The 19,027-nt window shown below is 41.9% G+C and carries 16 protein-coding genes and 1 other RNA gene; 2 read left to right on the top strand and 15 right to left on the bottom strand.

From position 1 onward, the window contains the following. Positions 1-390: 390 nt before the first annotated feature. The 15 genes from LZ23_RS09080 to LZ23_RS25315 form a co-directional block, all read right to left on the bottom strand. The gene (locus LZ23_RS09080; RefSeq protein WP_045213508.1) at positions 391-1,653 is read right to left on the bottom strand and encodes a DUF401 family protein; all 1,263 of its coding nucleotides are present in this window, start codon (positions 1,651-1,653) and stop codon (positions 391-393) included. Positions 1,654-2,076: 423 nt separating this feature from the next. Further along, positions 2,077-2,667, bottom strand: coding sequence for a TetR/AcrR family transcriptional regulator (locus tag LZ23_RS09075; protein ID WP_045213506.1), 591 nt, complete (start codon positions 2,665-2,667; stop codon positions 2,077-2,079). Between the two features lie 312 nt (positions 2,668-2,979). After that, positions 2,980-4,209 carry a signal recognition particle-docking protein FtsY gene (gene ftsY / locus LZ23_RS09070; RefSeq protein ID WP_435050736.1) on the bottom strand — a complete coding sequence of 410 codons (1,230 nt, stop codon included), beginning with the start codon at positions 4,207-4,209 and terminating at the stop codon, positions 2,980-2,982. Positions 4,210-4,646: 437 nt separating this feature from the next. Continuing rightward, the gene (locus LZ23_RS09065; protein WP_045213503.1) at positions 4,647-5,354 is read right to left on the bottom strand and encodes a Smr/MutS family protein; all 708 of its coding nucleotides are present in this window, start codon (positions 5,352-5,354) and stop codon (positions 4,647-4,649) included. A gap of 1 nt (position 5,355) precedes the next feature. Continuing rightward, entirely contained in the window at positions 5,356-6,012 is a 657-nt protein-coding gene (locus LZ23_RS09060) for an LOG family protein (protein ID WP_045213502.1), read from the bottom strand. Between the two features lie 340 nt (positions 6,013-6,352). After that, positions 6,353-7,336 carry a hypothetical protein gene (locus tag LZ23_RS09055; protein ID WP_157493164.1) on the bottom strand — a complete coding sequence of 328 codons (984 nt, stop codon included), beginning with the start codon at positions 7,334-7,336 and terminating at the stop codon, positions 6,353-6,355. 97 nt (positions 7,337-7,433) lie between these two features. Beyond that, positions 7,434-8,240: a tetratricopeptide repeat protein gene (locus LZ23_RS09050; protein WP_045213500.1), complete on the bottom strand. Its 807-nt coding sequence runs from the start codon at positions 8,238-8,240 to the stop codon at positions 7,434-7,436. A 2-nt stretch (positions 8,241-8,242) separates the two neighbouring features. Then, complete coding sequence (locus LZ23_RS09045) at positions 8,243-9,025, bottom strand: ATP-grasp domain-containing protein (protein ID WP_045213499.1); 783 nt, start codon at positions 9,023-9,025, stop codon at positions 8,243-8,245. A gap of 8 nt (positions 9,026-9,033) precedes the next feature. Then, the gene (locus LZ23_RS09040) at positions 9,034-9,960 is read right to left on the bottom strand and encodes a mechanosensitive ion channel family protein (protein WP_045213497.1); all 927 of its coding nucleotides are present in this window, start codon (positions 9,958-9,960) and stop codon (positions 9,034-9,036) included. Between the two features lie 43 nt (positions 9,961-10,003). Then, positions 10,004-11,461: a cysteine--tRNA ligase gene (gene cysS, locus LZ23_RS09035; protein ID WP_045213496.1), complete on the bottom strand. Its 1,458-nt coding sequence runs from the start codon at positions 11,459-11,461 to the stop codon at positions 10,004-10,006. Between the two features lie 287 nt (positions 11,462-11,748). Next, positions 11,749-12,939, bottom strand: coding sequence for a 2-C-methyl-D-erythritol 4-phosphate cytidylyltransferase (gene ispD / locus LZ23_RS09030; RefSeq protein WP_045213494.1), 1,191 nt, complete (start codon positions 12,937-12,939; stop codon positions 11,749-11,751). A gap of 494 nt (positions 12,940-13,433) precedes the next feature. Next, positions 13,434-13,911: RNase P RNA component class A (gene rnpB, locus LZ23_RS22515), an RNA gene on the bottom strand. Between the two features lie 239 nt (positions 13,912-14,150). Then, positions 14,151-14,900, bottom strand: a complete 750-nt coding sequence (locus LZ23_RS09020) for a zinc ribbon domain-containing protein (RefSeq protein WP_045213490.1) — start codon at positions 14,898-14,900, stop codon at positions 14,151-14,153. Positions 14,901-15,226: 326 nt separating this feature from the next. Continuing rightward, entirely contained in the window at positions 15,227-16,213 is a 987-nt protein-coding gene (locus LZ23_RS09015; RefSeq protein WP_045213488.1) for a Nif3-like dinuclear metal center hexameric protein, read from the bottom strand. Between the two features lie 38 nt (positions 16,214-16,251). Then, on the bottom strand, positions 16,252-16,377 hold the full coding sequence (locus tag LZ23_RS25315) for a hypothetical protein (RefSeq protein ID WP_269745170.1): 126 nt from the start codon (positions 16,375-16,377) through the stop codon (positions 16,252-16,254). Positions 16,378-17,376: 999 nt separating this feature from the next. On the opposite strand from LZ23_RS25315, the gene LZ23_RS09005 reads away from it, so the two are divergent. After that, complete coding sequence (locus LZ23_RS09005) at positions 17,377-18,522, top strand: aminotransferase class I/II-fold pyridoxal phosphate-dependent enzyme (protein ID WP_045213484.1); 1,146 nt, start codon at positions 17,377-17,379, stop codon at positions 18,520-18,522. A gap of 311 nt (positions 18,523-18,833) precedes the next feature. Next, a partial coding sequence (locus LZ23_RS09000; protein WP_045213482.1) for a hypothetical protein occupies positions 18,834-19,027 on the top strand: 194 nt, incomplete at its 3' end.

Raw genomic sequence — 19,027 nt, 5'->3', positions numbered from 1 at the left:
AAAGCTCTCATCTTTGACGGAACTTTTCTGGTAATTGAGAATCAATCATATGTAAAAATCTTAAAATTGTGAAAACTATAACCGTCTGATTTTGTTGATAATTTGGTTTTAGTTACTTAGAAGCTCTTCACCCGGGCGGCCCGGGACCGAACTTGTGAGTAACTAAAAATCAGCCTTAGCGCGTTAGAGATTGCCGCGCTCGAAGACTCGCTCGCAATGACACCTGAACTGTCAGGGATGTAGTTGCTGAAAACCTGTCCCCCACGGGTGAGTTCCTTACATTGCGTAAAATCTGGATTCCGATTTTTTCAGGAATGACCGTAAAGAGTAACAACTCGCTTTAAACCTCACCCCGGACTTAATCCGGGGTGGGGGTATGAAAAAATATTTTCAGGCCAGAATAAAAAAGTAAACAATGCCTGACAAAAATAGAAGTAAACTGGGCAGAAACAGTCCAGGCCAGACTTTGGCAATATTTGTGTGGAAAAACTCGCAGGTGAGAATAAAGCAGATATGAATCGGCGACACCATCACCCCTGCTAAACCTGAAAAAAGGCCCAGAACCACATAAGCAGTATTTAGCTCGATCCCCAATTGATCCACCACCCCGATGATCAGCGGAAATGTTGAGCCCACAAACGCAATGGTGATTCCTGAAATCAGACCCACAATCATGGGCAAAAGAGCTGTTGCAGCAAGCAGGGCAGACTTGCCTGAGATAGAACCTGAAATCTCACCTACTATCCCGCCCTTATCAAGGATACCCTTGAATACAAAGATGCTGAGTATGACGAAAACCATCTGCCATAAATGCTTTTCTTTGAAATAACCCATCACTGAAGACATGGGAACTTTGTTTTGAACAGCGCAGATAACTATTGCTATAAAAAGACCTGCCACAAGACCTGTTTCCGGGTCAAAGGGCAAGTTTAGAGACCAGACCAGGGCTTCAAGACTTAATGACCCTGCAATGGCCATAAGCAGTGGAAAGGATTCATAAAAAGTATTTCCAGCAGAGAATTTCGGAATTTGTTCAGGGTAGCTCAGTTTTTTTATAGGATACAGGTAAAAATACCATCCAAGAAGAACGCAGATTACCATTCCAGGCCAGGTGTATCCAAGAAGCTTGACCAGAGGGATGCCGGACAGGTGTGCAGCAAGTATCAGCCCCGGATAAAGAGGCCATATTAACTCCCAAACATGCCTGAACCAGTAATTTATCAAAACTTTTTCTTTGCCGGAAAGACCATGGCCCTGGGCAGCGGTTTTGACCATTGGGGCTGAAAAAACAGCACCACCCGGCATGGGCAGCAAACCTATCAGAGCAGGAAAAAAGGCCAGCCTGAACTTGGGCCAGGGTAAAATTCCGGAAAGTTCCCGCATCAACCTTTTGCTTTGACCTGTATTTTCAAGGATTCTGCTGAGAAGCATTATAAGAGTGACGATCATTGCCAGTAATACAAGTTTGTAATCTAACAATGAGCTAACGGCTATCAATATCCACTGGGTGAAGGGAATTTGAAATAAAAAACCTGTAAGAACGCTTCCACCGAGAATGGATAAACCAATACCCAGGCGAAACTTTATACCCAGAACCATGGCTGTAAAAACAAGCAGGATTTTGGATAAAGGTATGAGAGAAGCTGTATCCATCAGAAGTCAGGGTTGGAAATGTTTTTTTAGTTCCTGTAAAAATGGGGGGAAATAATTACTGGTATGTTAATTAGTGTTTATGAAAAGTCAGAGCAAAATATACAACACATACATGACTTCACTGATTTCGGTATATTTGTAATTCTTAGAAAAATTCATTCTCAATTACATATAAGGTTCTGAAAAAAAAGGGAACTATGCACCTGGCACAGTGTCCTGCCCGGAGGCTTACAGTCCGGAGGGGGACTGTCCCTCGCTGTGTATTAGAATTTTTTCATTAAAAGCAATTCCTTCCAGGAACAAGGAATTATCAATGCTTTAAATGGTTACGCGCGGGGACTGTCCCAATTTTCAGAAAAAAATGATCAAAAAAAATTACTTGCATGTTTGGTTCCGGATGCGTCCGGATGAATCACTGCATTATTATTTATTTGGATTGGGAATCAAGGCCCTGCGGCAAAAATCAATTGCAGTGTATTCATATGAAGAGTCTGTTTTTCTGCCAAGAAGTTTTTTACGGATTACTCCATTCAAAAGGCACAGGATAACTATTATAAGCTCTTCTACAGGATGGGCATCAAACTCGCCATTTGCATTACCTGTCTCTAAGCATTCTCTTAAGTATCCAGTTATGAGATCGTGCTGCTGCTGCATTACTTCATGACAGATATGAGTATCATTTTTGAGCTTGGATGGACAATTGGCCAGGATCAGTCTTCCATCATTAGGTCTGTTTTCAGCAATATTTATATGCAGGCGAATCAAGTTACTGATTTTTTCAAACTGAGTGGCAGGGTTTTGAGGCAGTGATTTGATAAGAGTGGAGTATTCATCAAATATTCTTTTGATTATATCGGTAAAAATTTCTTCTTTCCCCTTGAAATGATAATACAGCAAAGGTTCAGTAACTCCGGATTCCTTTGCTATCTGTAGAGTTGTTGTATTATCAAAACCCTGAGTAGCAAAAAGCTTTGTAGAGGTGGCAACAATTTTGCCTTTCTTATTTTTAGCCATGACTCCCGCCTCCCGATTTTTTTAACAGTTAATGTTAGTAACTTACTGCATCAATCCTGCAGCAAAAAAAAGAAAAATTTTGGACACTGACAAGAATAGTAAGGTCCAATAACTTAGATCTTCAGCCTTAAGCCTTAAAATTACAGCTAATATCCAAACTTAACAAAACTTGCTTAAGTTGGGTTGCGGGAAAAACCCGCATTAATTGTCATATAAAGTTTTAACAACAAAAAAACATTTTAAGTTTAGCAAAATAAAAATTTATTTTGTATACATATGTATCAACTCTTATAATATATTTTTGAATAATTTCTATCCCAATAAAGCTTTAGCAAAACTTTGTCCATCAAAAGGTCGCAAATCTTCCATTTTTTCTCCAAGCCCGATAAAAGTTATAGGAATACTATGTTGTAGTGCTATAGCAACAATTACTCCTCCTTTGGCAGTGCCGTCAAGCTTTGTCATGATAATTTCGTTAATGTTTATCTCTTTACCAAAAAGTTCAGTCTGGGACAATGCGTTTTGGCCTGTAGTGGCATCTAAGACCAGGATTGTCCTGTGTGGTGCCCCGGAATGTTTTTTGGCCATGACATTTTTCATCTTTTTCAGCTCCTGCATCAGATCAACTTTGGTGTGCAATCTGCCGGCAGTGTCCACAAGTACGATATCGTAGTTTTCAGTTACAGCCTTGTCCAAAGCTTCATAGGCAACAGAAGCGGGGTCTGCACCTCTGGTTTTGGCATAAAATCCCGAACCTGTTCTTTGAGCCCATATTCCAAGTTGCTCAATGGCCGCTGCACGAAAGGTATCTCCAGCAACAATCATGACTTTTTTGCCCTGCATGCTGTACCTGTATGCAAGTTTGGCAATTGTCGTTGTTTTGCCAACTCCGTTTACCCCGATTATGAAAATAATTTCTGGTGGTTCAGGGGTAATTCTTTTGGATGCTTTGGGGAATATTTCAGCCAGTTCCTGCATGAGCAGGGCTTTAAATTGCTCTGTATCTCCATGCTGTAGATTTTTTGCTTTTGGACGCAAACGTTCCAGAAGTTGTGCACTGGCAGTATAGCCTACATCAGCCATGATAAGAATTTCCTCCAGTTCATTCCAGAAAGCGTCGTCATATCCCTTGCTGGTGCTGAGCAAATGATCTACTTTTTTGGAGAGGTGCTCTTTGGTTTTGGATAGTCCGTCGGAAAGTTTAAGAAACAGCCTGTCCCGCTCGTCCTCTTCGTCTTCGAGATCTAAGGCCAGGGCCATCCTGTATTGCAGTTCAGATCTGAATTCCTCAATATGTTCATAGCCCATATCATCCAGCCAGACTGAAAAAGAACTTACAAACTTTTCAGCTTCAGACTTTGGTGTTTCAAGTGTTTCAAAAAGGAAAAGGAGCCTCTCCCAGAGTAAATCACCTTTTTGATTGATACCTTCCAGGATATGATCAAGCCAGATGCTGAGTCTGGGTTCAGCCGCAGCAAGAGATTTTTTAAGACTGACTTTCCATTCCTGACCATCTTCGGTTTTAACTGCAACACCTGGCACCTGAACTGGTTTGTCTTCTTTTTTCCAAAACTTTTTTATTTTACTGAAAAAACCCACATTAATCTCCTGATATGAAAGTTTGCATATCTATGAATTGACATTACTTATTGCCCTGAATTTATATTTTAAGCTCCTCACTGGAGCGGCCCGAGACCGAACGTGTGAGTAACTTTAAAGAGTCTGTCACTTTTCTGGAAATTGGGACAGTCCCCGCGAGGTACTATAAAAAAGAATGATACTGCATTGGTTCCTGGAAAAAAATTGCTTAAATGAAAAAATTTACACAGCGAGGGACAGTCCCTGTGCCAGGCGCAAAGTTCCCATCTTTGACGGAACTTTTCTGGCAAATGTGCATTAATCAAAGCAAAAATCGTCAAAATATGAAAATTATAACCATCTGATTTTATTAGCAAAACGTTTGTAGTTACTTGTAAGCATCAATGGTCCGAATCCAAAAGAAATTTTTCCCAAAAGATCTTGCTTCCAGTTTTTTTAAAATTGCGAATCAATACGTACAATGCTCCAGCACCACCATGCTTGGGCTGGGCAGTGCAAAAAGCCAGCACAACCCTTTTAAGGGGTTCCCTGGTGAGCCAGTTTTGCACCTCATTGCGCAGGACAGCTGCGCCAAGAGGAGAGTTTTTGCCTCTTCCAGGAATAATCAGCACACACTTCTTGTTGTTGATATATTGTTCACGCATAAAGTTCAGCAAACTAAGCCTGGCCTGGTCTGTATTTAGACCGTGCAGGTCAAGATGAGCCTGCACACTGATATTACCCATTTTGAATTTTCTGAAAAGCCGGTCGTTGATCCCCTGAACATAGCCCTGAATATATTCATCAGAATGTTCCACATCAAACTCAACATCACCATTTACAAGTCTGTTAAGCATGTTAAGACTTTCCTGATCTTCTGAAATTTGTCGGATCTCTTTTTTTTTATGTCGAGGGGTTATCTGCCTGCCTTTGGAAGAAATGGGCTTCACTCCATTCATGGCTCTTAAAAAGAGCCTCTCATCATCAGTAGTTTCAGGAAGAGAGGCAGATTTTTGAACCTGTTTGTTTTGCTCTTCCTTAGTAAATTCAGGCTGGGGATCTTTTTTGGGAGCAATTTTAACTTTTTTTAAATCTTTTAATGACTTCATTTTATGGAGAAGGCTTGCCGGATATAGCTGCCAATACTTCTTCAGCGGTATCCACAATGCTGAACATATCAAGATCGCTTTGTCTGACAAATTTTCTGGTCAGCATTTCAGTTTTGAACCAGTCCACCAACCCTGACCAGAAATCAGACCCAACAAGTATGATGGGAAAAGGTTTGATTCTTTTTGTCTGAGTCAACACAAGTGCCTCACTTAACTCATCAAGGGTGCCGTAGCCACCGGGCATGACCACATAGGCTCTGGCGTATTTAATAAACATTACCTTGCGGACAAAAAAGTATCTGAAGTCACACTGCAGATTTACGTAATCATTAGCCTTTTGCTCAAAGGGAAGGTGGATATGAAGACCTACTGAATTGCCGTCTCCTTCCACTGCACCTTTATTACCAGCTTCCATAAGGCCGGGTCCTCCACCGGTGATAACATTGTATCCCGATTCTGTAAGCTGCTTGGCTATGTCAAAAGTCAGTTTGTAAACTGGATCATCCGGCAAAACCCTGGCTGACCCAAAAATGGAGACTGCATTTCCCAGGTCTTGGAGTTTCTCAAAAGCATCAACAAATTCAGCCATGATTTTAAAAAGACGCCAGGAATTTTCTTTAGAAAGTTCGTCAATCAAATATTGTCTTGAATTGGCCATATATAAGTCATTCTCCTTGGTTTGCGGCAGTTTTATTCAGAGAAAACTACCACTACAGCGACACTTTATTTAAGTTAGGTGGACTGGCTCTTTTACCGCTGGATTGTCCGGCTGTATTGCGACTTGAGATGGGCAAAAGCGCCTGCCCCTGAGGGCCGGGCAATAATTAACACAAAATGTCGCTGCAGTGTTACAGTTAGTATTATTGTTCGTGAGCGCCGATTAAAGCACTAAACCAAAGTGCATATTTATTCAAGAGTATCAGTGCATCCAATTTAGGGAAAGGTAACAGTTTAGCCTAATGGTTTCGCTGGAATTGTTATTCAGGATAACAATGAGCTTACCATCTGTGAGACAGGATATCCGGCCATGGATCCTGGAGCAAAGCAGCATACTCCCAGCCGATTTCTGTAAGAGGGCAGGCAGCGTTATCCAGTTCTATTGCATATGGATACATTAGTCTTAGTGGGTATTGATTTGTGTTATAAAAATTGTTGTCCCTATTCAAAATAATTACTCGTTCAGTTGATTTGTCACGAGCATAAACCTGATTGGGAAAAAAATGTGTAAGGCGAAGCAAGGTTTCATAGCTATCAAAAAGCATTTTGTTAATGACAATAAAGTCTTCTTTCCAAAGTCTCGCGCTGACACCGGGCAGGGTTTCATTGGAAATAAAAGTTACTGAATCATTGGATAAAAAAGAATACGTCAGTCTTTTTTTTGCATCACCCAAGAGCATAGTGCCCAGATTAAGCTTGTCAGCAATTAGTCTTGTTCTTTCAAATGTTGGCTTGTCTCTCTCAATACCTGTAATTTTGATTTTATCGAATTCATTTTTTCTGGCAGCAACCATTTGGGCCAGCATGAGAATCCCAGTACCAGCTCCAATATCTATTCCCAGAAAAAAACCTTTAAATTTGTCTGGATCGATCTTGCTAAGGGCAATTTCATGAAAAATATGGGCTGACTTAGGCAGATCTGCGAGCATAGCCAGGCTGAAACCGTATTTCAGCAGCGATCTTCTAAGGTCAATTTTATCCCAAAGAAGAGGCGTGCCCAGCCTTCTGTGAATAAACTGATTAAAACAGACTGATATATCCTTTAAGTTTATGGAGCTGTCCATGGAATCAGGATAAATATAGGCGTAAAAATACTTGACCAGAATATTTAGTATATCAGTACGGGAAAGATCATTCTTTGGGACACAAGCCTTTTCAATTTCCTGGGCAAGAGAGTCAGAGCGGTATAGATGAGCGGGTAAAATGTGAGTTTCTATGGGCTGGCGTAGCAAAAGAGTAAGAGCAGCATCTTGAATGTTTTTCAAAGCTCGATCCAAAAAAGTGGTTATTGATACTTAAGAACCGCCACCCCTGGGCCTCCCGGGTGGAGCGCTCTATTACTAAATTGACAGCATGACGATGCTATTTATTGCCGACTTTCCCTTGAGAAAATTTCAGCATTTTTTTGGCCTGTTTAAAGTCTGGATTAATTTTAATCGCCTTTTCAGCTGAATCCATAGCGTTTACCCATTGTTGCATTTCAATGTACAAACGGCCCAGATTAAAGTGCAGATATTCATCCCTGGGGCTGATTTTGACTGCCTGCTTGTAAGCCTTTTCAGAGTCCTCATATTTGCCAAGCTTCCTTAAGGCCATGCCCAGTCTGTTATATATATGTACAGACTTGGGATTATCCTTGTAAGCCAATTTCAGGTAATCAATGGCTTTCTGATATTCCTGGGCTTCAATGAGCAGATCCACAATATTAATTTTAAGATCAAAGTCTTTGTCATGATTGCGCATTAGTTTGCGAAAAATAGCTTCCGCTTTGGTGACGTCATGGTCATCAAGGTGGGCTTTGGCTTTATTCAGAAGCTCTTTTTTCTCTTTTTCAAGATCCTCGTGAGACAATCTGGCTGAATCAGTCATCTGATTTTGTAAGGTTTGTATAAGTTCCCGTATGTTCTCTAACAGCTCCTTCTCTTTGCCGGGTTCCATGGTCAGAAGAATAGGAAATACTTCTCTAATTTTGGGATGATTATTCAACAGATATAGTGTTTTATCAAGTAAGTCAGCAAATTCTTTTTTTTCGTTCTGCAAGAGCTTGCTTCTAAGATAGGTGGACAGACCTTCGTTAAAAGCTGTGGCAGCAGGCAATATTTTGTCCTGCTTCAGCATGGAAGCAACATTATTAAGGTTTTTCCTGGCTTTGGTAATTTCGTGAGACATATCTAAATCATCCTGTTTTGTACTAATTCGCAGAGTATAGCTTTAAGGTCAAGACCTGCCTGTCTGAACCCTGAAGTGCCGAACTTCATGTTTGCTTCAAGGATATAATACCTGCCCTCAGACTGGCAAATGTCCAGCCCAGTATAATTGAACCGACATAACTCAGAAGCTGATCTGGCAAGATCTATAACACCATTTGGAATATCCTCAAAGCTTATTCTTGCTCCAAGAGTAACATTTGCCCGAAACTCTTCTTTATCAGGTATGCGCTCGTAAGCAAGCAGTACTTTTGTGCCGGCCAGCACCACTCTGAAATCACGACATGCAGGCATGTACTCCTGGATGTAAGCTGGATGATTGTGTTTAAGGTACTTTTCAAGTTCATTTTGAGTGCTTATGAGAAAAACTCCCTGTCCTTGGGATGAAAATCTCGGAGCTTTTCCTACAAAAGGTAAAGGGAAATCATGAAGGATGTTCTGTCTTTGAAGGGGCCCATAATACACTCTGGTTCTAAGCACTGGCAGTCCCAGCATTTCAAACAGAAGAGTTTGCCTGATCTTGTCGCCAACAAAGCGATAGCACTCAATGGAGGGGAAGATTTCTTTACCCATAGCCACAAACATTTCAGCATAGAGTGAAGTAGGGAAATATATCCTCGGAGAATCAGCCAGAATCTTTTTTTTCCACTCAGGATAGTCGGAAAAGTTAGGGCAGACTCCAAGAGTAACTATTACCGGACAATTTTTAAGCTGTGAGCCTATGGCCGGGAATTTGTCCGATGACATGCAATGGCTCACTGGGAATCGGACCTGCCCCTGACTGCTGCCTGTTCAACAAGCTTGAGGTCCATTGGTTTGCTTGCTTCCCCAAAATAGATGGAACGATGAGGAAAGGGGATTTCTATACCATTTTCGTCAAATGATTTTTTAATTCTGCGCAGAAATTCACGGCCTACTTCCCATTGTTTAATGGGTTTGGTTTTAATTCGTCCTCTTATCATAATCGCTGACTCGGCAAATTTATCAACTCCAAAGACTTCAAGCTCTTCCATCATCAAACGGCCGAAATACTCATCATCCTTAAGTTCTTTGCCGACTTTATTAATTATCTCTACAACCCTGTCAGTATCTTCTTTATACGCAACTCCAAGATCAAAAACATGAGCTGACCAGCCATTGGTGACATTGGATAAAGTATTTATGGTTCCATTGGGAAAGAAATGAACAGTACCAGTCAAGTCTCGTAAAACAACAGTTCTGAAGTTAACTGTCTCCACCAGGCCACCTGTTCCGTTTATCACTGCTACATCACCAACCCTGATCTGATCTTCCAAAATAATGAAAAATCCGGAAATTACATCTCTGACCAGATTTTGAGCTCCAAAACCAACTGCAAGACCCACTATTCCGGCACCTGCCAGAATAGGCGCAATTTCGAATCCTAATTCTCTGAGCAGAACGAGTCCGGCCAGAACCCATATGGCTATGAAAACTCCCTGGCGCAGCAACTTGATCAGTGTTTCAGATCTTTTTTGAACTTCTGATGGGGTCTCTCCAGAAACTTTTCCGCGCTGGACAAGCTTTTCTTCAAATTTTTCAAGCCCTGCTTTAACCACTTTTTTTACAATAAAAACTATTGCCAGTATGATCATGATCCTGATGGAAGTAGCTATGATGGACTCCCATTTTATATCTTGAAAAATGCTTAGCACAATATCCATTCGTTTTCCTTAGATGTTCATAATATTAAGACTAAATATGGAATCAGGCAAAGTCCCATTTGGCACCCCCGGGTGTGTCCATTACCTCGATTCCCATTGCAGTCAGTTCTTCACGAACCTGATCAGCCAAAGCATATTCCTTATCTTTTCGAGCCTGTTGGCGTTTAGCGAGCAAAGTCTGGATATAATCAGGATCAATTTTGTTTCTGATACATTTTATATTTTTCAGCTCTTCCAGAAATGAGTCCGGTTTGCTTTCAAAAAGTCCCAGAATTTTACTCCAACTGGTCAGACTCTCACTTATGAAAAGCATTATTTCTTTACCAGTCTGACTTTTGCGAAAACTTTTGTCTTCAAGCATTCGGTTGGTAAGCCGGACCAGACTGAAAACATGTCCAAGGGCCTCAGCTGTATTAAAGTCATCATCCATTGCCTTTTTCCATTTATCCTGAATCGCCTGGACTTCCTTCATGATCTGGTCAAACTGCCCGCCTTTGCTCCATTTTGTTCTGGACAGTTCAGTATTGAGATGATCAATGCATGAATATATTTTTTTCAATGCTTTTTCTGCCTCCAAGAGATATTCAGTAGAATAGTCCAATGGGCTTCGATAGTGCTTTGTTAAAAGAAAAAAACGCAATACTTCAGGATGGAATTCTGAAAGTATGTCTCTTATGGTAATGAAATTTCCAAGGGATTTTGACATCTTCTCTGAGTTGACGCGCACAAATCCATTATGCACCCAATATTTGACAAACTGGGTGCCAAAGGCGGCCTCACTCTGGGCCATTTCATTTTCATGGTGAGGAAAGGCCAGATCCTGTCCGCCCCCGTGGATATCAAAAGGTATTCCAAGATACTTTTCACTCATGGCCGAGCACTCCAGATGCCATCCAGGTCTGCCTGCTCCCCAGGGGCTTTCCCAGCTGGGTTCGCCAGGCTTGGATGCTTTCCACAAAGCAAAGTCAAGAGGGTCTTCTTTTTCTTCACCCGGGGTTACTCTACTGCCTGATTGCAGCTCTTCAATATTCCTGCCTGACAGTCGGCCGTAATGTTCCATTTGGCGGACACGAAAGTAAACATCTCCGGAAGATACGCTGTAGGCAAACCCTTTATCTTCAAGGTTTCTGATGAGATTAATCATTTCTGGAATATGTTCAGTTGCCTTTGGTTCAATATCTGCTCTCAAAATGTTGAGGCGGTCCATGTCTTCATAAAACGCGGCAATGAATTTTTCCGCCACATCTATTGAAGACATATTCTCCCTGGCTGCTCTAACAATGATTTTATCATCAACATCAGTAAAATTGCGCACAAAAGTAACATTGTAGCCTGAATGACGTAAATATCTGACCATAACATCAAAAACCACAGTAGAGCGGGCGTGTCCTATGTGGCAATAATCATAGGCAGTGATGCCGCAAACGTACATTTTGACCTTGTTGTCTTCAATAGGGATGAACTCTTCTTTTTTTTTGGAAATGGTATTGTATATAAACATAAATAATCCTTAGTTAGTTTCTATTGGGGCGATTCTAAGTAACTACAATCGTACTGGTAATAAAATCAGCATGTTACTTGCGTGCCTATTGTTCCCAGGCTCCAGCCTGGGAACACCTCTTTATTTGTGGCTCCAGCCACTTTTGTAAGAAGCGGCTGGAGCCGCAAGAACTAAACGTCCCCAGGCTGGAGCCTGGGGACGAGGGGTATAAAGGCTGATTTTTAGTTACTTCCAGGTTCGGTCCTGGTCCGCCCAGGTGAGGCGCTTCATAATAAAGGCGTAACTACTTAACGGTTTGAAGTATTTTTTATGGCTGTAACCAAAGCAACGACCTTAATCCCCTGTTTGGCCCCGGTAAAACCGAGATGTTCTTCAGTAGTGGCCTTAATATTGATCTGATCAGAACCAAGTCCGGTCAATCCGCACAGGGTTGATTTAATTAAAGCCTTATGTGGTGAAATTTTTGGAACCTGAGCAATAATGGTAATATCAATATGGTGCAGCTTTAAATCATTCTGCTGGGCCAGGAGAAGAGTTTCAGCCAGAAAAACTGTACTGCTCATGCCTTCATAAGCTGGATCAGTGTCTGGAAACAAATCACCGATATCGCCTTTAGCCATGCAGGACAGGATAGCATCAATCAAAGCGTGGATGAGAACATCACCATCAGAATGGGCGTGTATTCTTGGACCACCTGGAATGGGAATTCCACCCAGAACCATGGGGCGGTCACCTCCATAGCGATGTACATCGTAGCCGAATCCGGTTATGATATCCTGGGTGATGGGGGTCGTTTCAAGCATTTTCAGATCTTCATAGGTAGTAATTTTAATATTTGATTCCAGTCCAGGAATGACTTTGACTTTGTAACCTGATTTCTCCAGCATAGATGCGTCATCTGTTACAGTGAACTTGTGTTTACGGGCCAGTTCGTGACTTGTGACGAGGCTAAGTTTGCAGAAAAATTGCGGGGTCTGAATCATGCCGAGAGTATCCCTGTCCAAAGTTTTCTGAACAAAACCATGGTTGATTTCCTTGATAGTATCTTTACAGGAGATGGCCGGGATCACACCTTTTGTGTCATGCTCCAGGGCGCTGATTAGCCGGGTAATTAGAGAGGCAGTGAAAAAAGGTCTTGCAGCATCATGGACTATGACATGGGTACAACTGACTGGAAGCTCAAGTAAGGCGTTATGCACTGAATCCTGACGGAGAGTTCCTCCACCCACAGTGTGCACGGGAAGCATGACAGGGTGTTTGTCAAGTAATTCACGGGTCATATCCTGACAATGAGAAAGCTCTTCCCCAGGGAAGGCAATGATAATGCCTGATAATTGGGGACACCTGCTGAAGGTGACAACACTGTGCCAGAAAAGAGGCAGCATTTTATATTCCAAAAATTGCTTTTTCTGGCTTATTCCGCATCTGGAGAGCCTTGTACTCTGGCCCGCAGCAAGTATGACTGCCCAAATATTCATAATATGTAACTTAGCAGCTTAATCCTGAAACCTTCAAATATAAAACAAGAAATTGTTTCAGTTGTCAGTTCTTTTATTATTTTTTGGTAACAAATTAATTCATGACTGGGGTTAAGGAATAATCCGCCTTAGGCGCTTAGCGGAAATTTCAAACAAGCATGTTGTTTCATTTTCAAAGAAAGCCAAGAGGTTTTGCCCACGGAACACACGGAAGGACACAGAAATGTCTCTTTTCTTTATTCAGTGTTTTTCCGAGTATTCTGTGGGCAGTCTCTTTTGCCCCGAAGGGGCCTCTTTTTCCGCGCAGGGTCGCGGAATAAGCCTAGTAACTTACCGTTTCAATCCTGTAGAAAAAATAAGAAATTTATTTAATCTCGAAAGAGCAATGATGCCCAAGATCCTTATTCTTCAGCCTGAAAAGTAAGGTTATCGCCCAAACTTAACTATTCTTGTTTAAATTGGGGTGTGGGCACAGCCCGCCTTAGATAGTTAAGAATTGGAGTTGAACTGTAAGCCGGGTTCTGTATGCCACATGCCTGATCAGGCAAATGGCTGGTCATCATTCATCTGGGGCGTTGATTACTCAACGCCTCAAGCAGCCTACCCGAAGACATCGACCGGGCCGGTCTCAAGCGTCTTCCTATTTGGCTTTGCTTCGAACGGGGTTTGCCAAGCTTGCCGAGTCACCTCGACAACTGGTGGGCTCTTACCCCACCGTTTCACCCTTACCTGATACCCACCTGACAAAATAATTGTCATACAAGTACCGGGCGGTTTGCTTTCTGTGGCACTGTCCCAGAGTCGCCCCTGCTGGGCGTTACCCAGCGTCCTGCCCTGTGAAGCCCGGACTTTCCTCCATCCGGCGCCAGTTGTAATGCTTTTTTTAAAGTTTAGATTTCATCCTGCAAATAATGCTGCTGAATAAAAAAAGCATTATAGCTGACGTCGGACAGCGATAACCCGTTCAACTCCAAAATATTAAATAATTAAAGCTGAAACTACTTAGGCATCTGATAAAAGGCTTTAAGTAAAGTTGCTTTAGTAACTTACCGCCTCAAGTTTGCAGCAAAAACAAGAAAAATTTTTAACCCTGATATGAGAAATAATGGCCAAGATCCTAATTCTTCAGCCTTCAACAAAGTCCCAACTTAAGTGTCCTTGTTTAAAACTGGTTTGTGGGTACAGCCTGCAATGGACTCTTTAGATCAGTTTTACGTTTCAGCCTTCTCGTCCTGGTTAGCATTATAATGTTCTTCCCAGTAAATCAATCTTTGACAATTGGGGCAGCTCAAAATCTGCTCACCTTTCTGGATTTCAATAAAAGACTGAGGTGGAATGCTTATATAGCATCCAGTGCAAACACCGCGCTTGACTGATACAATCACAGGGTTGTGTAAACGATCTTTAATGAAGTTATACCGTGATAATATGGGCATTGGAACAGTAGCGCAAGCTTTTTCGCGATTTTTTTCCAGGGCCTTGATTCGCTTGTTAATTTTTGCCATTTCCGAGTCCAGAGTGGACTGGCTTATGGCCAGTTCATCGTTTAATGATTCCCGCTGGGTGGAAAGGTCTTCCATCTTTTCCTGATGTACCTGAATATCCTCGATCAGGTTGGTCATTTCATCTTCGCGGAAACGGTTGAGCTTTTCAAGGTTATCCATTTCACGCATCATGGCGTGATATTCTTTGGTATTGTTAACCATCATAAGCTTGTTTTTACTTTTTTTGATCTTGTTGGAATCATCTTCAATGTCCTGAGAAAGCTTTTTTTTCTGATGATTTAGGAGTTCGAGCCTCTCCTTAACGTGACTGACCTGATCTTCAATATTATCCAAGGCTGCCTGTAGTTCTTCAAGATGTTTGGGCGCCTCAACAAGCCGGTCTTTCAGCTTGATCATTTCAGTGTCAATGCCCTGCAGCTCAACCAGCTTTTTGATTTGATCAATATACTTGCTCAACTTAATCCTCCCGTAAAATGCTTTTTTATCATTAGCAGCAATGCCAATTGTCCAAAGTCCAATGTATTCAGTCTTTAGCCTGAAAATACCTGTAAAAACCTCATATTTACCATTTGGATAATGTTGAGGTGTGCGTAAAACTGGCTTTAGTAATTTACTCCTGAAAGCCTGTCATAAAAAACAAGAAAACTTCAACCGCAAAGGTGCCCCGGTTGAATGCCCTTCGGTCTGCGGCAAAGCCGTATTCAACTGGGTAAATCTTCGAACGGGCGGTGAAGATATCTTTTCTTGGGTTGCGGGTATAACCCGCCTTATTAAGTAATAATTCAAACCACTTTTAAAGGAGACTCTCCCCTGATGAAGTTGATTTGAATATCTGACAATTCACTTTTCAGACTTAGATACCATTCATACATCATTTTTTCTTCAAGTATGAAGTGCCCAACATCCAGCACAACCCCTTTCTGGCCAGCATCTTGAGCCTGGTGATACTTCATGTCGCCTGTAATAAAAACATCAGCACCCTGAGCAAAGGCCTTTTCTGCAAGGTCGGCTCCAGAACCCGGACAACAGGAAATGGTAGATATTTCAGTCGGAGGGTTTCCTGCCTGAGAAAAAAAATTTATTTCAAGTAAATTTTTAAGTTTTTCAATGAATTCTGCCCATGACAACGGATCAGGTAAGTCTCCGGTAAAACCAATTCCACAAATGCTGTCAGCCTCAGGGCAGGGTGTAACTACATGGTAGAAAGGCCAGACTTTACTCTTGATTAAAGCAATGCATGCATCAACATTGTCGTGAAAAGCGACCATGCTTATCATTTTTCCCTGATCATCAAGCTGGCAGTCAAGGATATGATCCTGTAAGTCATTGTCTTTTAGAGAAATATCAATGGGATGTTGAAAGAAGATGCGTGCTGCACTGCGAGTCATGGTGGGATAAAGGACTTTAATATTTTTCAGACCGATTTTATCAGCTAACCATCTGACAGGCCCTTGCGGGTTTGCATCAAGAGAAGTGTGAGCGCTGTAAAGGATTGTGTCTGTAGTCAGGAGGCTTTTGAGTATTCTATAGAATGAATCTTGATGGTTGGGGAGTCTGGGCTTTATGGTCAAGGGGTGGTGGGTTAGAAGAAAATCGGCTTTGAAAGAGATGGATTGCTCAATGGATTTTTCATCAGGGTCAAGAGCAATACAAAGACGTTTTATTTTTTTTTTCGACCCTGCCACCTGTATTCCGCAATTATCCCAATCCATGGCAAGTTTGGGTGGGGCGGATTTTTCAATAATTTTTATAATTTGTTCCAGTGTCATTTTCTCAAAAAATTTTTAATCCGGTAATATATAGTATGTTAATCAGCAAGTCTGATATGAGCCTGGTCCACAATTCTACTGGTAAAAGATTCGTAAAAAATTAAGATAATTACAGAAATCTTCAGACTGAAGGATGCAAACATGGCACTGTGGACACCGGGCATTACTGCTCTCGCATGGGTTTAAAATGTTCTTGTAAAATAAGTGCGGATACGGGAATTGCCCGAGTAGAGCGTTTACCAGTACCCAACCATTAGGGTAAAAATAAAAAAGGTGCTTCCCTGCATAGTCCGAAGGAAGCACCTTTAAATTTCGGTAGTATTACATGCCAATCAACAGGCAGTTTCTTTTGGAAAAATTTTATAGCCAGCAAACTCACTCCGTTATTCTGGTGGCAATCAGAAATTAATTATCAATCATACTTTTGTATGCAGTTCAGGACATACAGCTTGAGCCATGGGTAATTCATGGTGCAATGACTTGGACTGTGATCATCACCAAACAAAGAATTTATTATGACTTACTATTTTCCGAAAGTCAATTGTCATTTTTTTAGTTAAGGACCTTCCATGAAAAAAGGGTATCTGTTTAGCGCTTTGGATGTGGCACGGCTTCCTGCCCGGAGGCATACAGCCCGGAGGGGGACTGGCTCTTCCGGGACCCACTTGTCCCAAAATGAGTCATTTTGAACACAAATTGATGATCAAGTGGGTCCCGGAGTGCCTGTCCCCTGCTTTCCTTAAAAGCTCTAAACAGATACAAAAAAGGAAGAAATATAAATTCATTCTCTTCTCAGCGATATGAATATCATACGCTTTAACCCAAAAGGGTGGGGAGTATAGTTAAGACCCTTTTCAGCCCATACCCTTAAACCAAAAATATTCTACGTTCATTACCTGTCTGTGATCGCAAAATATTTCTAAAAAAGTCATTTTAGCTGGCTGATAAATATTCTTGCTATTAGTTTTCTGTTCTGGTTAATCTCCAACTATACGGGCAAGTTGATACTAATGTGGAAGCGGCCTCCATCCGCCTCTTTAAAATAGCCTGCAGGATGCAGGCTCTACTTATCAAGGCAGTCACTCACAGGTTCGGTCCCAAGCCGCACAGGTGAGGAGCTTGATAATAAGTTTAGTTGCTATCTTTAAGTAAAGGATTAACATATGAAAATTGCACCATTCAAACTTGAACGTTACTTTGCAAAGCATGAATTTTCGGCTCCCTATCTGCTTTGTACCTCTGATTGCGAGAGCATGGAACTGCGGGAACTGCTGGAGTTTGAACCAGATGCAGCAGATCGATTTGCCTCGCTTTGGCTTGGCTACACAGAATCACTTGGGGATCCAGAGCTTCGTCAGGCTATTTCCACTCTGTATAACGGGATTACTTCTGATCAGGTACTTGTACATTCAGGAGCAGAAGAAGCGATTTTTATTTTCATGAACATAGCTCTCAGCCCTGGTGATCAAGTTATAGTTCATGCACCTTACTACCAGTCTCTTGGTGAAGTAGCCCGGAGTATTGGAGCCGAAGTTGCAGAATGGACCGGTGATCCAGCGCATGCATGGGAACTGGATATAGAAGATTTGAAGTCTATTCTTACTCCTCGCACAAAAGTCGTGGTAGTCAATTTTCCGCATAATCCGACAGGATTGCTGCCAGGCTTTGAGTTTGTCCGTGAACTTTCAGAACTTTCGGAAAAGCACGGTTTCATAATCTTTTCTGACGAGGTTTACAGAGGGCTTGAGCTTGATCCGTCAGAACGCCTTCCATCTATGGCGGATATGAATAATCGTGCGGTATCTCTTGGGGTTATGTCAAAGACCTATGGGCTTGCCGGCCTGAGGATCGGCTGGATTTCAACCCGCAATAAACATCTTTTTTCCGAGCTTGCAGCATTTAAGGATTATACAACCATATGCAACAGTGCTCCGAGTGAGTTTCTCGCGATTCTTGCATTGAAAAATGCCGATACCATTGTTGAGCGTAACCTTCAGATAATTCGAAGAAATCTTGATCATCTTGACGCTTTTTTTAAAATCCATGAGGATATGTTTATCTGGCACAAGCCAAAAGCTGGCTCAGTTGCCTTCCCTGCACTGCTCAAAGGGACAGTTACTCAATTTTGCACTGACCTGGTTCAAAAGGCAGGGATCTTGCTTTTGCCGGGAACACTTTATAATGAAGAATTAAATTCATTTCGCATTGGTTTTGGCCGCAGGAATTTGCCTGAAGCTATTCAGAAGTTTGAGGATTATTTGCAGTCTAACCTGGTTCTCTTTCAAGGTCTGACCGATTCAAATAATTGATTTAAGAATTGTGTTTTTACAAAGGTATCCGGAGAAGGATTAATTTATAAGTTCTTTTCGGTTTGCAGAAAGATTTCTCAATCCAGGCAAGCAACAAGATATGCAACAGGGCATGCAGCAGGGCAAGTCCATAATGCTGCTCAGGCTTTTGTCGCTTAGCTCTGGTGACATTGGTGAGGACGAAAAGATAATGATCCAGTCTGCTGATTAAGAACTACTGTTCAAGTGGTTGGGAAGAGTTCTTTTCACCGATGACATTGAAGATGTTTTGCAGCATTAATGATTATGGATGAAAAATTCTGGAGATTTCCATGCGTGAATTCTATTCTTACGGCCCAGTAAACTGCCGCCGCCATTTTTGCGTACCACGCCGCGAGCTTGTGGAAAGCTGTCTGAACTATATTGTAGGAGATGTTGAGGACGGAGGGCATTATTTTACCATCTGGTCACCCCGGCAAAGCGGCAAGACCTGGCTGATGCATGAGGTGCGCCGGGAGATTGAGGA

The sequence above is a fragment of the Desulfonatronovibrio magnus genome (assembly GCF_000934755.1).
Taxonomy (GTDB): Bacteria; Desulfobacterota; Desulfovibrionia; order Desulfovibrionales; family Desulfonatronovibrionaceae; genus Desulfonatronovibrio; species Desulfonatronovibrio magnus.
This window is presented reverse-complemented; position numbering and strand designations above follow the sequence as displayed.